This window comes from Achromobacter animicus, assembly GCF_040775605.1.
Lineage (GTDB): Bacteria > Pseudomonadota > Gammaproteobacteria > Burkholderiales > Burkholderiaceae_B > Achromobacter > Achromobacter animicus.
The window spans coordinates 1,173,545-1,185,354 of sequence record NZ_JAYGJK010000001.1 but is presented as its reverse complement, the minus strand read 5'-3'; the positions used below and the strand labels follow the sequence as shown (position 1 = coordinate 1,185,354).

Below are 11,810 nucleotides of genomic sequence, written 5' to 3'. Positions count from 1 at the left end.
TGATAAGAAAAGACGCCGGTCAGACGTCGATGACGCGATCCTGCCGCAGGCGCTTGAGGGCTTCCAGGCCGTAGTGCGCGTAGACCAGCGCGGAAAACACCGGCAGGATAATCCACGCGGGCGGCAGCAGGTTCAGTAGCGAGCAAATCAGACCGATGGTCCAGAAGCCGCCGTTGTTCCGTTCGAGGATCAGTTTGCGTTCATCCGGGCTCGCGTGCTCGACGATCGCGTCGACGCGCATCATCCGCGAGAACGCGAAGGCCCACCAGAAGATGGACAGCACGACGGCCATGGGCGGCACGAGCCAGAGCGGCAGCGTCAGCACCCACCCCGCGGCGAACGCCGCGGACACCCACACGGCGTTCCACACGCTGACCGCGGTGGAGAACTTGCCGCGGCGGCCCACCGTGGCGTATTCGCGCTGACCGACGTGACGCAGCACCAGCGGCATGACAAAGACGGCGGCGATGGCCAGGCCCAGGATGCCGGACACCGGCAACAGGATGGCCGCGGCGATGACCGGAATCAGCCAGATCTTGAGCGAGAACAGGCCGACCGCGACTAACCATTGGTCGACGCGATTGACGATGTCCCATTGCGACACCTCGGTGCGCAACCAGTCGGTCAGGGGCGTCCAGAAAAACCAGAGCAGCAGGATGGCGCCAACAAGGGCGATCAGGAAAGGCAGCAGCACCGCGAACAGCATGGTCGGGTGGCACTGCGACACGAGCGCGCGCTTGAACGCCTGCCCCACGCTTACGGCCCCCGCGCCGGCGCCGGACAGGCGGCCGTTTCCGGGGGTGGGCGGATCAGTACGCAGGACGGTCATGGCAATCAAATTGAGGGGTGAACAACCCGGGTATGATAGTCAAACCCGCCCCGATCCGCTCACATGTCTCTGCTTACTCCTGGTACCGATCTCGCCCCGCTGCGCGCGCGGCTGAGCGCCACGCCCAACACCTGGCTCATCGCCTGTTTCTGCGCCGCCTGGTGCGACACCTGCGAAGAATACAAGCCCAAATTGCAGGCCCTGGCCGGCGCCTTGCCGCAACACGTCTTTGCCTGGGTCGACATCGAGGATCACGCTGAATTGCTGGGCGACGTGGACGTCGAAAACTTCCCTACGCTGCTGGTGCAGATCGGCGATCGTGTCGTGTTCTACGGCCCCATGCTGCCGCATATCGGCCATCTGGAGCGTCTGCTGGAAAGCCTTGACGAAGACAGCGCGGCCGTGACCACCGCCCTGCCCGATCTGCCGCGAATGCTGGCCGCCTGACATCGCGCCGCGCCCAACAAAAAACCCGCAACGCCTGAAGGCCTTGCGGGTTTTTTTGCGGTCCGAGGACCGGCGACCGGTATCGCGTGCGATCAGGGCTTGCGGCTGCCGCCGAGCAGGACGGCAAGCTGGCGCTTGGGCGCCGACGACGGCGCGGCATTGCTGCGCGAATCCTGTTCTTCGGCCGGCGCGGCAGTCGTCGAGGGCTCGTAAGGCTTCAGGAAGAAGTCGTCGACCGGTTGGCGCGAGCCGCCGCCATGATGGCTGGAGCGGCGGTCCGAAGAACGGCCGCGATCGCCACGGTCGCCGCGGCTTTCGCGGCTGCTCTCGCGCCCTTCGCGCGAATGCGAACCACCGTCGCTGCGGCGATGGCTGCGGGCGATCAGATCGGCCGGCACGTCGAGCGTGCCACGGGGCACTTCGCGCTTGATGAGCTTTTCGATGTCGAGCAGGAAACGCTCTTCATCGGCGGTGAACAGGGCAATGGCTTCGCCCGACGCACCCGCGCGGCCCGTGCGGCCGATGCGGTGCACGTAGTCTTCGGCGTTGTACGGCAAGTCGTAGTTGATGACGCAAGGCACGCCCGCCACATCCAGGCCGCGCGCGGCCACGTCGGTTGCGACCAGCACTTCGAGCTCGCCCGCCTTGAAGGCTTCCAACGCTTTCATGCGGTCGGCCTGGGTTTTGTCGCCGTGAATCGATTCAGCCTTGACGCCGTCGCGTTCGAGGTCGCGCGCCAGACGCGCGGTGCCGATCTTGGTGTTCGAGAAAACGATGACCTGATTCAGGCCGCGGGACTTCACCAGATGCACGACGGCGGCGCGCTTGGCGTCGCTGGTCATCTTGTAGGCGATCTGGGTGATGGTCGTCGCGGTGGCGTTGCGCGCCGCCACTTCGATTTCCACAGGCTGGTTCAGGTACGAACGGCCCAGCTTGCGGATTTCGTTGCTGAACGTGGCCGAGAACAAGAGGCCCTGGCGCTGCGCGGGCAGCAGCCGGATGATGCGTTCGAGATCGGGCAGAAAACCCATGTCGAGCATGCGGTCTGCTTCGTCCAGCACCAGGATACCGACCTGGCTGAGGTTCACGTTCTTTTGTTCAACATGGTCGAGCAGGCGGCCCGGCGTGGCGACCAGCACCTCGCAGCCGCGGCGCAGCGCTTCTTTCTGCGGACCGATATCCACGCCACCGAACACGACGGCCGAGCGCAGCGGCGTCTTCTTGCTGTAGCGCTTGACGCTCTCGAAGACCTGGTCCGCCAGTTCACGCGTGGGCGCCAGGATCAGCGCGCGTACCGGATGCCGGGCGGGCGAAGCACTGGTGTTGGCCAGGGGCATGAGACGGTGCAGGATCGGCACCGTGAAGGCCGCCGTCTTGCCGGTGCCGGTCTGCGCGGCGCCCATGACGTCACGACCCGACACCACGACGGGAATGGCCTGCGCCTGGATGGGCGTGGGGGTGGTGTAGCCGGTTTCGGCGATGGACTGCAACAACAGGGGGTGCAACCCGAAATCGTCGAACGTCGGCGCGGGCGCGTCAGCGGTGGGTGCTGCGGTTTGAGTGGATTCAGTCATCAGGGGTTAGGCAAGTACCGGGACCAGTGAAAAAGAACAAAACGAGAGTGCTGCATGCACTGCTACATAAGGCATCGGGGCATCCATGCTGGATTCGATACTTATGAGGGCAGTACCAGGCCCGGATTGCTGTGGATTGATGAATTTTAGCGCAGCCGCCTTACCACACGGTCAAACGGTCTGTTTGAGGGCCGGTCGGCAGCACGATCCAACGGCCCACCGAGGCAAAAAAAGTGCCTCGAGTGTCCATCAGACGGACGATGTGACCCTGGATTTGTGGCCGTCAGCTGGCCAGCCAGCGCAAACCCCAGAGCACCAGCATGCCGACCACGATCACGAGCACCGCGCTGCGGGTGCGCAGGAACACGAGGATGGCGACCAGCCCGGCGACCAGTTTGTAGTCGAACACAGGGCCCAGCCCGGCCTTCCAGGGCAGCAGATCGGGAACCACGATGGCAGTCAGCGCCGCGGCGGGTGCGTAGCGCAAGGCGCGGCGCACATTGTCGGACAGCGGAATGTAATCGCCAAACAGCATGAACCCGGCGCGCGTCAATACGCTGCACAGGGCAAGCAGCAGGATGGCGGAATAGACGTAGAGTTCCCAGGACCAATTTGTCATGGACGCGCCTTGAAGAAGCGTTCGGCCCACATGCCGGCAATGACACCGGAGATCACCGCCGCAGCCAGCCCGAGGCGCAGGGGCATTGCCTGCCCCACCCAGGCGACGATGCCGGCGGCCAGCATCGACACCAGCATCGGTTTGGAACTGGCCAGCGGCACCGTGATGGCCAGCAGCGCCAGCACGGCGGCAAAATCCAGGGACCAATCGGTGGGAACCTGCGCGCCCAGGTAGATGCCGATGATCGACGACGACTGCCAGACCAGCCAGCCCGGCACGATGGAACCGAGGAAGAACCAGAGTTGCTCGCGGGTCCCGCGTTCGACCGAGTCGCCAAAACGGGGCATGAACAGCACGAAGCCCATGTCAGTGGTGAAATAGCCGAGTCCCAGTCGCTTGGGCCACGACAGGTGGCGGAAATAGGGCTGCAGGGCGGCGCCGAAGATGATGAAACGCAGATTCACGACGCAGCCGGCCGCGAAGATCAGCCAGAGCGGCGCGCCCGCGGCGATGAGCGGCAATGAGGTGAGCTGGGCCGAGCCGGCGTACAGCAGCAGCGTCATGGCGAGCGCCATGGATTCCGTCAGTCCGGACTTGACCATCGCCACACCGGTGACCAATCCCCAGGTCGCGGTGGCGATCAGGGCGGGCACGATGGCATGGACGCCGGCACGGAAGGCGGTTACGCGTTCCTGGCGGACCAGGGCTGGGTCTTCGGATTCAGGAAGCGCGGTTTCAGAGGACAACGGCTGGCCCCTGGCGATTCAGGCAGGACGACATGGATACTCGATGGGAATGAACTGCGCGAATAGGCCCGTATTGTAACCTCGCTGCTTGATACAATAGCGCCCTCGAGATTCTTGGCCCCCATGGCCTGGCGCACGGCGGCAGGTTTGGTGCGCACTGTGTGGAGAAGACCATGTCGATGGCTGACCGCGACGGTTTCATCTGGTATGACGGCAAGCTCGTCCCATGGCGAGACGCGACGACGCATGTCCTGACGCATTCGCTGCACTACGGGCTGTCCGTCTTCGAAGGCGTGCGCGCTTACAACTCCACCCTCGGCACGGCAATCTTCCGCCTCGAAGACCACACCAACCGGCTCTTCAATTCGGCGCACATCTACCAGATCCCCATGCCGTTCGATCGCGACACGATCAACGAGGCACAGCGGACGGTCGTGCGCGAAAACCAGCTTGAATCCGGCTACCTGCGACCCCTCGTGTTCTACGGCCCCGAAAAAATGGGTGTGTCGCCCAAGGGCGCCCGGGTGCACGTGGCCATCGCGGCATGGCCCTGGGGCGCGTATCTGGGCGAAGAGGCGCTGTCCGGCGGCATCCGCGTGAAGGTGTCGTCATTTGCGCGCCAGCACGTGAATGTCACGATGCCGCGCGCCAAGGTCGCCACCACCTACGCCAATTCCATCCTGGCCAATACCGAAGCCCTGCAGGACGGCTACGACGAGGCCCTGCTGCTGGACACCGACGGCTTCGTGGCCGAAGGCTCCGGCGAAAATCTTTTTCTGGTCAAGGACGGGGTGCTCTGCGAACCCGAGATCGCTTCCGCCCTGACCGGCATCACCCGCTCGACCATACACGCCCTGGCGGCCGACCTCGGCCTGCGTGTGGTCACCAAACGGCTCACCCGCGACGACGTCTACATCGCGGACGAGGCGTTCTTCACCGGCACGGCCGCTGAAGTCACGCCCATCCGCGAAGTCGACAACCGCCAGATCGGCTCGGGCCGGCGTGGTCCAGTCACCGAACTATTGCAGAACGCGTTTTTTGACGTGGTGAATGGCCGCAACCCGAAGTACCATCACTGGCTAAGTAAAGTCTGATTCTCAATTCTGATTGGCGCGCTTTTGCCCAGCAAGACCGCATCATTGTTTCAACCTGCCGTCTATCGGTTTTTTTTCAGGAATATCCATGACCGCTGCTGCCCCGGCCGCCGGCTCCCGCGCTAACGAAGTCATCGAGGTCGGCGCCGAAGACCTTCCCGTGTTCTGTCCCGGCCCCAAGGCTCCGCTCTGGAGCATGCACCCCCGCGTCTTCCTGGACGTGGCCCGCACCGGTTCCGCAAGCTGCGCCTACTGTGGCGCCGAGTACCGCCTGAAGGCCGGCACGGTGTTGCACGGCCACCATTGAGCGGCACCGCCCCATAACACGCTTAACCGTTTCAGCAGCCATGTTCGCCACGCCCGAAGAAGCAGAACACGCGTTCTACGAAGCCCTTGAGCAGGCGGACGCCGTCCGCCTGATGCAGGTCTGGGCCGACGACGAGGAAGTCGTATGCATCCATCCGGGAGGGCTGCGCGTCGTCGGCCATTCCGCGGTGCACGAGTCCTGGCAACAGGTGCTGGCCAACGGTCCGTTGCATGTGCGTCCACTGCGCCCGCTTGTCATGCTCAGCATGATGTGCGCGGTGCATGTCCTGGTGGAACAGGTCGCGGTGCGCACGCGTGAGGGTACGCAGTTCGCCAACTGCTATGCCACCAACATCTACCACAAGGGCCCCACGGGCTGGCGCATGGTCATGCACCATGCCTCGCAGGCGCCCTCCGAAGCCGGGGTGCTCGACCTGCACGACGTGCCCGACATGCTTCATTGAACGCGGTGGATTCCCAGTTGGCCGCTGCTCGTCTTGATACAACGCCCTGCCCTGTACCCCCCTGGCTTCCCGGGGGCGACAGCCAGACGGTCTACGCCGCCCTGTTCGCGCAGTATCACCGCATCGCGTTCGTGCGCGATCGCGTCGACACGCCCGATACGGACTTCGTCGACTTCGACTGGACAGGCCCTGGTCTGTTTCCGCACAAGGCCGCCGATGGCGCGCCGGTGAGCGGCCAACGTCCGGTCGGCAATGGCAAGACCGCCGCGGCGCGCTGGATGACGGACGCAGACTGGAAGTCGCTGCCGCAAACGCCCGACACCCCTGCCCTGATCCTGTTCCACGGCCTGGAAGGCGGCAGCAACAGCCGCTATGCGCAGTCCGTCGCGCATTATTTCCGGGCGCGCGGGTGGATCGTGGTCATCGCGCATTTCCGGGGTTGCTCTGGCGTGCCCAACCGGCTGGCCCGCGCGTATTACTCGGGTGACTCGGCCGAGGTCGGATTTCTGCTCAACACTGTGCGCCAGCGCATTCCCCACGCGCGCTGGCATGCTGTCGGCGTATCGCTGGGCGGCAACGCGCTGCTGAAGTACCTGGGGGAACACCAGGAAGACACCACGTGGCTGACCGCCTGCGCCGGCGTGTCGGCGCCGCTGGATCTGGTCGCCTGCGGCAAGACGCTATCCACCGGCATCTTCAACCGGCGCGTGTATACGGCGCACTTTCTGAAGACGCTCAAGCACAAGGTCCTGGAAAAAGCGCACCGGTTTCCGGGTTCCATCGACGTCATGCGAATCGCGCACGCGCACGACCTGCGCGAGTTCGACGACACCTATACCGCGCCGATGCACGGTTTTCGCAATGCGCTGGACTACTGGACGCGCGCCTCCAGCAAGCCGTGGTTGCCAAAGATTGCGGTGCCGACGCTGGTGCTGAACGCGCGCAATGATCCGTTCATTCCTGCCGCTTCGCTGCCGAAACCTGACGAGTGTGCGCCGGGCATCCTGCTGCACCAGCCTTCCGATGGCGGGCACGCGGGCTTTCCGACAGGCAGCTTCCCGGGGCATCTGAACTGGCTGCCGCAGCGGCTGGGGCGGTTCTTCGAAACGGGTCTCTAAGCGCCCGTCAGCCCGACTTGAAGCGCTCGAGCAGCTGGCGCTCTTCGGCCAGCTTGTCCTTCACTTCCTTGATCTGCACGTCGATCTGCGACTGCTCGTAGAAGTCCTTGGACAGGCCGCGCGCCTGTTGCAGCTGCGATTCCGCGGCCGCATAGGCGCCTGTCATGACGTAGTAACGCGCCAGGTCGCGGCGCGCCTGTACGGGCTTGCCGTTGCGCTCTTCGCTTTGCGCCAGCATCTGGTAAAGGCTGGGCTCGTCGCTGCCCCACTGCTTGATCTTGGCGCGCAGGTAGTCCTGCGCCTCGGCGTGCCGCCCATTGCCCTGCAGCGCCTGCGCGTACGCGATGCCCAGCGCCCGGTGGTCCGGATAGCGCTTGGTGCCCGCCTGGGCCAGTGACAGCGCCTGCGGGAAATCCTTGCGCGCCAGCGCGATGTCCACGCCCTGCTTCGCCAACTGGGGCGAACTGCGCCCATCGGCGGACGCCAGATTCCAATAGCGTTCCGCTTCCGCAAGATTGTTGCGCTGATAGTTCTGCAGGGACAGTCCGTAATAGGCGGCAGACTGCCGCACGCCCGAGAGCGCCTGGGCCTCGTCCTGCAATTGCTGCCCGGCGGTGCGCAAGCCCACGGTATCGCGGCCCTGCACCACGCGCATCTTGGCGCGGATGTACCAAAAGTCGTCGCTGTCCAGATGGCGCGTTGCCGGCAGCGCGCGGGTGCGGTTCTGCACGTCGGACATGCGCTCGATCGACAGCGGGTGGGTACTGGCCCACGAGCCGCCGCCCGCGCCTTCGTTCAGGCGCGAAGCGTTCATCAGCCGCGCAAACATCTGCGACATGCCGGCGGCGTCGTAGCCGGCCTTGGTGAGCATCTGCAGGCCGGCGCGATCGGCCTCGCGTTCGGCGTCGCGGGAAAAGCCCAATTGCCGGTTGATGGCCGCCGCCTGGCCGAAGGCGGCCACGCCCATGGAAAGATTGCCGCCGCCGCCCGCCAGCGCCGCAAGCAACGCGCCCGCCAGGCTGGCCAGCATGAGCATGCCGTTCTGATTCTGCTGGGTCATGCCGCGCGCAATGTGGCGCTGCACGACGTGGCCGATTTCGTGGGCGACCACGGCCGCAAGTTCGGACTCGCTGGCCGACGACACGATCAGACCCGTGTTGATTCCAATGAAGCCGCCCGGCATCGCGAATGCGTTGATTTCGGGATCGCGCACGCCGAACATCTCGACCTCGGGCACGCCGCCCGGCGCAAACTGCGCCAGCTTGCGCCCCATCGTCGTGAGGTATTGGCTGAGTTCGGAGTCGTCGATGTAAGTGGGGTCGCGGCGCCCCTGCGACATGATGGCTTCGCCCAGCGTGCGCTCCAGCATGGGCGACAGGTCGGACGACGAGGCGGCGCCCATGGAAGGCAACCCGACCGGCTGCGCCCACGCGGTGACGGGAGCAACGGGAATGGCGAGCGCCGCGCAAAGGCTAGCGATCGCGCCCCGTTTCGCAATCGAGCAAATGGATGGCATGTTCCTGCGGTTCATAAGCCTATGATAGCGATGAGCTTAAAATGTTTCATCGAATCCTCAACGAGGTATCAATGCGTCCCGTCCGTAAAGCCGTTTTCCCTGTCGCCGGCATGGGTACACGCTTCCTGCCCGCCACCAAGGCGATGCCCAAGGAAATGCTGCCTGTGGTCGACAAGCCCCTGATTCAATACGCGGTGGAAGAGGCCGTCGCCGCCGGCATCACTGATCTCATATTCGTGACCGGCCGCAACAAGCGCGCCATCGAGGACCATTTCGATTCTGCACCCGAGCTGGAAACCGACCTGGAAAGCAAGGGCAAGCATGAACTCCTGGCAATGGTGCGGGGCATTCTACCCGCGCACGTCAATTGCCTCTATATCCGCCAGTCGGCCCCATTGGGCCTGGGCCACGCCGTGCTGTCGGCCGCGCCCGCCGTGGGTGACGAACCCTTTGCCGTTCTGCTGGCCGACGACCTGATCGACGCCAATACGCCTGCCATGAAGCAACTGGTGGATGTGGCCGTGGCGCGCAACGCCAGCGTGCTGGGCGTGCAGGACGTGCCGCGCGCCGACACGCGCAAGTACGGCATCGTGGCCACCCATACTGGCGAAACGCCGGCGGACAGCCGCACCGAGCGCGTCACGCACATCGTCGAAAAGCCGGACCCGGAGGCCGCACCGTCGACGCTGGCTGTTGTGGGCCGCTATGTGCTGGAAGCCGCGATCTTCGACCATCTGCGCTCGACCAAGATGGGCGCGGGCAACGAGATCCAGTTGACCGACGGCATCGCCTCGCTGATGCGCGAGCGCGAGGTCTATGCGCATCGCTTCGACGGCGTGCGCTACGACTGCGGCAACAAGGCGGGCATGTTCCAGGCCACCGTGGCGCTGGGCAAGAAGTATCACGGCCTGCTGCCGGAATGACCCGCACGGCCTGACGGGAATGCGCCAATCAGCGCGGCATTCCCGGCCGGGCTTACGACGAAAGCGCCGCGCCGGACTTGGCGCGCGCGCGCGCATCGCGATCCGCCTTGCGCAGCCGCCCCTTGGCGGAAAGACGCATCAGCGTTCCCAATGCCACCATCAGGCCGATCACTTCCACCAGCGCGGCGGGGATCCACATCGTCAGCCCGCCGATCGTCTGATCGGTCTGCGCCGACATGGCGATGGCACGGCCGCACAGCTCGAAGAGCGGGTAGATGTCGCTTTCCGTGAAGGCGATGACGGCGCCCGCGACCATCTGCGGCAACATGGTCGCCACGGGCGAGATCACCCGACCGCCGGGCGACATGGCCGCCGGGGGCGCGGAACGACGGTCCAGAATCAGGTTCCAGTACATGAAGCCGCTGATCACCACCGACCAGTTCATGAGCCGGTACAGGCGCCAATCCAGCATCGAATAAAACTGCACCGACGGGATCAGCCAGACCAGCACGAGGAACACGAAGAGGGCCGGCACGAAAATCTTGTTGGTCAGCACGGCCACCGTGGCGCGGCCCGTGCCCGTGCGCAGGAAGTCGCGCAGTCGCACGCGCCACCGCATCGGCAGGCCCGCCCGCATCACCTGTCCGGGGAAGGCCGCCATGACGAGCAGCGGTCCCAGATGATGCAGGACCAGATGCTGGATGCGATGAATGAAGAACATGCGCTCGGCGTAATAGTCGAGGCGGGTGTGCAGCGACAGGTACAGCAGGACCATCCCCGTCCAGAACAGAATGCTGCGCGCACGGGTGACGTGGTGGACCCGCTGGCCGCGTACGAACAGCACGATGGCCACCAGGAAGGAAGCCACCAGCGTGGGAGAGAACTCCCAGGGTACGAGCCATTCGAGACTATCCATGCGGGCCATCCGAGAAACGACGCGAAGACAAGAACCGGCGCGCCGGGCGCCGATCTCAGGCGATTGTAGTAGACCCCGCCATTGTCCGCTGCCGGGCGCCGCCGGCGGCGGCATGCGTCAGAAGCGGTGCGACACGCCCGTGCCGATGCGCGTGGTGTGGGCGTTGCCGGGGTCGAACTGGTTGTCCAGCGTGTAGTTCGACGCGTAGCCGGCGAAGGCGTAGAGAGTCGTGCGTGGGGACAGGTCGTAGGTATAGCCCAGCGTCGCGACCTGCGCATTGCGCGCCGTCATGCCATTGGCCCAACGCCAGTCGGGTTTGGCCAGAGACCATTGCACCAGCACCGCTCCCGGCCCGGCAGGCACGCTGACCCCGACCAGCCAGGCATCGACCGTGCGGCCCTGCACGAAGGCCGCCGGGCCCAGCCCGACGCCCAAGCCATCCGGGTCGCCGCCGTCCAGTCCCACGTAACCGTTGCGCTGGCGCGACCAGGCCACCGACACCTTGGCCACCTCAAAGTCGTACGAGGCGCCCAGTTGCATCGCCTGCGGACGCCCCTCGGCCGCCGCGGGCGGATCGGCCAGGCGCAGTTGCTCCCAAGTCGCCACGGCCAGCAGCGGGCCGTCCTCATACTTCAGGCCCACACTGATTGCCCGAGTGTTCTGGTTGGTGCGGAAGTTGTCCTGCCCATCCGCGTCGAAGGCGTATCCGACCCCGGCCTGGAACCCGCGCCACTGCGGCGAATACCAGTTCACCATGTTGCTGAACTGGTAGTTGTCGGACGCCTTGAAGGTGGCGCCCATGCCCATGTCTTTCCAGGAGGCGATCTCCAGCGCGTCGCCGTAGGTCTGACCAACGGTGTACTGGCGGCCAAACCGCAAGTCGCCATAGTCCGCATGGGCCAGGCCGACCCAGGCGCCATAGTTGAAGAGGCGGCTGCCGTCGGCCGCGGTGCCGCTGGACGGGTCAAAGCCGCTTTCCAGTTGGAAGCTGGCGGCCCAACCGCCGCCAAGGTCTTCCGTCCCCTGCAGCCCCCAGAGCGAGTCGGTCAGCCCGCCGTTCAGCAGGCCGCTGTGACTGCCCTGCCCCGACACCCGGGTCACGGCAACGCCCGCGTCCACCACGCCATATAGTTGCAGTCCGGCCCCGGCATCCGCGGCCAGCGCGGTACAGGGCGGAATCAGGCCGGCCGCCGACAAGGCGGCGCACAATGCAATTCTCATGATCTTTCCTTGCGTTGGCGGCGGGTTGAGCCCGCCG

The 11,810-nt window shown here is 65.3% G+C and carries 13 protein-coding genes; 6 read left to right on the top strand and 7 right to left on the bottom strand.

Annotation, left to right across the window (positions count from 1 at the left end; all coding sequences use genetic code 11):
* Window positions 1-19: 19 nt before the first annotated feature.
* Window positions 20-829, bottom strand: coding sequence for an EI24 domain-containing protein (locus tag AB3147_RS05260; RefSeq protein ID WP_218344911.1), 810 nt, complete (start codon window positions 827-829; stop codon window positions 20-22).
* A 63-nt stretch (window positions 830-892) separates the two neighbouring features.
* Here AB3147_RS05260 and AB3147_RS05255 point away from each other — a divergent pair, with 63 nt between their 5' ends.
* A complete protein-coding gene (locus AB3147_RS05255; RefSeq protein ID WP_175123179.1) occupies window positions 893-1,276 on the top strand; it encodes a thioredoxin family protein in 384 nt (127 codons plus the stop codon).
* A gap of 92 nt (window positions 1,277-1,368) precedes the next feature.
* Here the strand turns inward: AB3147_RS05255 and AB3147_RS05250 are convergent, their stop codons facing one another.
* The 3 genes from AB3147_RS05250 to AB3147_RS05240 all read right to left on the bottom strand — a co-directional run bounded on the left by AB3147_RS05250 (window position 1,369) and on the right by AB3147_RS05240 (window position 4,215).
* Window positions 1,369-2,850 (bottom strand): DEAD/DEAH box helicase, encoded by a 1,482-nt coding sequence (locus AB3147_RS05250; protein WP_175184116.1) that lies wholly within the window; start codon window positions 2,848-2,850, stop codon window positions 1,369-1,371.
* Between the two features lie 283 nt (window positions 2,851-3,133).
* The gene (locus tag AB3147_RS05245; RefSeq protein WP_175123181.1) at window positions 3,134-3,469 is read right to left on the bottom strand and encodes an AzlD domain-containing protein; all 336 of its coding nucleotides are present in this window, start codon (window positions 3,467-3,469) and stop codon (window positions 3,134-3,136) included.
* Window positions 3,466-4,215: an AzlC family ABC transporter permease gene (locus AB3147_RS05240; RefSeq protein WP_367351517.1), complete on the bottom strand. Its 750-nt coding sequence runs from the start codon at window positions 4,213-4,215 to the stop codon at window positions 3,466-3,468. Before AB3147_RS05240 ends, AB3147_RS05245 begins: the two co-directional genes overlap by 4 nt.
* A gap of 173 nt (window positions 4,216-4,388) precedes the next feature.
* Here AB3147_RS05240 and AB3147_RS05235 point away from each other — a divergent pair, with 173 nt between their 5' ends.
* The 4 genes from AB3147_RS05235 (at window position 4,389) to AB3147_RS05220 (ending at window position 7,197) form a co-directional block, all read left to right on the top strand.
* The gene (locus AB3147_RS05235) at window positions 4,389-5,309 is read left to right on the top strand and encodes a branched-chain amino acid transaminase (protein ID WP_175123183.1); all 921 of its coding nucleotides are present in this window, start codon (window positions 4,389-4,391) and stop codon (window positions 5,307-5,309) included.
* Between the two features lie 88 nt (window positions 5,310-5,397).
* The gene (locus AB3147_RS05230) at window positions 5,398-5,616 is read left to right on the top strand and encodes a zinc-finger domain-containing protein (RefSeq protein WP_175123184.1); all 219 of its coding nucleotides are present in this window, start codon (window positions 5,398-5,400) and stop codon (window positions 5,614-5,616) included.
* Window positions 5,617-5,656: 40 nt separating this feature from the next.
* Window positions 5,657-6,079 carry a YybH family protein gene (locus AB3147_RS05225; protein WP_175123185.1) on the top strand — a complete coding sequence of 141 codons (423 nt, stop codon included), beginning with the start codon at window positions 5,657-5,659 and terminating at the stop codon, window positions 6,077-6,079.
* 17 nt (window positions 6,080-6,096) lie between these two features.
* Complete coding sequence (locus AB3147_RS05220) at window positions 6,097-7,197, top strand: YheT family hydrolase (RefSeq protein WP_056568815.1); 1,101 nt, start codon at window positions 6,097-6,099, stop codon at window positions 7,195-7,197.
* Between the two features lie 7 nt (window positions 7,198-7,204).
* On the opposite strand, the gene AB3147_RS05215 is transcribed toward AB3147_RS05220, so the two are convergent.
* Window positions 7,205-8,728 (bottom strand): M48 family metalloprotease, encoded by a 1,524-nt coding sequence (locus AB3147_RS05215; protein WP_367351516.1) that lies wholly within the window; start codon window positions 8,726-8,728, stop codon window positions 7,205-7,207.
* Window positions 8,729-8,784: 56 nt separating this feature from the next.
* Here AB3147_RS05215 and galU point away from each other — a divergent pair, with 56 nt between their 5' ends.
* Entirely contained in the window at window positions 8,785-9,636 is an 852-nt protein-coding gene (gene galU / locus AB3147_RS05210) for a UTP--glucose-1-phosphate uridylyltransferase GalU (protein ID WP_175123188.1), read from the top strand.
* A 52-nt stretch (window positions 9,637-9,688) separates the two neighbouring features.
* Here galU and AB3147_RS05205 read toward each other — a convergent pair whose 3' ends face one another.
* On the bottom strand, window positions 9,689-10,561 hold the full coding sequence (locus tag AB3147_RS05205) for a cytochrome c oxidase assembly protein (protein ID WP_367351515.1): 873 nt from the start codon (window positions 10,559-10,561) through the stop codon (window positions 9,689-9,691).
* A gap of 108 nt (window positions 10,562-10,669) precedes the next feature.
* Window positions 10,670-11,773, bottom strand: a complete 1,104-nt coding sequence (locus AB3147_RS05200) for a porin (protein ID WP_367351514.1) — start codon at window positions 11,771-11,773, stop codon at window positions 10,670-10,672.
* Between the last annotated feature and the right edge of the window lie 37 nt (window positions 11,774-11,810).

Excerpts from the sequence above, each read along its gene's own strand:
- AB3147_RS05205 (WP_367351515.1), bottom strand. The coding sequence starts at position 10,561 with ATGGCCCGCATGGATAGTCTCGAATGGCTCGTACCCTGGGAGTTCTCT.
- AB3147_RS05260 (WP_218344911.1), bottom strand. The coding sequence starts at position 829 with ATGACCGTCCTGCGTACTGATCCGCCCACCCCCGGAAACGGCCGCCTG.
- AB3147_RS05225 (WP_175123185.1), top strand. The coding sequence starts at position 5,657 with ATGTTCGCCACGCCCGAAGAAGCAGAACACGCGTTCTACGAAGCCCTT.
- AB3147_RS05215 (WP_367351516.1), bottom strand. The coding sequence starts at position 8,728 with ATGAACCGCAGGAACATGCCATCCATTTGCTCGATTGCGAAACGGGGC.
- galU (WP_175123188.1), top strand. The coding sequence starts at position 8,785 with ATGCGTCCCGTCCGTAAAGCCGTTTTCCCTGTCGCCGGCATGGGTACA.
- AB3147_RS05245 (WP_175123181.1), bottom strand. The coding sequence starts at position 3,469 with ATGACAAATTGGTCCTGGGAACTCTACGTCTATTCCGCCATCCTGCTG.
- AB3147_RS05235 (WP_175123183.1), top strand. The coding sequence starts at position 4,389 with ATGTCGATGGCTGACCGCGACGGTTTCATCTGGTATGACGGCAAGCTC.
- AB3147_RS05230 (WP_175123184.1), top strand. The coding sequence starts at position 5,398 with ATGACCGCTGCTGCCCCGGCCGCCGGCTCCCGCGCTAACGAAGTCATC.
- AB3147_RS05200 (WP_367351514.1), bottom strand. The coding sequence starts at position 11,773 with ATGAGAATTGCATTGTGCGCCGCCTTGTCGGCGGCCGGCCTGATTCCG.
- AB3147_RS05255 (WP_175123179.1), top strand. The coding sequence starts at position 893 with ATGTCTCTGCTTACTCCTGGTACCGATCTCGCCCCGCTGCGCGCGCGG.
- AB3147_RS05250 (WP_175184116.1), bottom strand. The coding sequence starts at position 2,850 with ATGACTGAATCCACTCAAACCGCAGCACCCACCGCTGACGCGCCCGCG.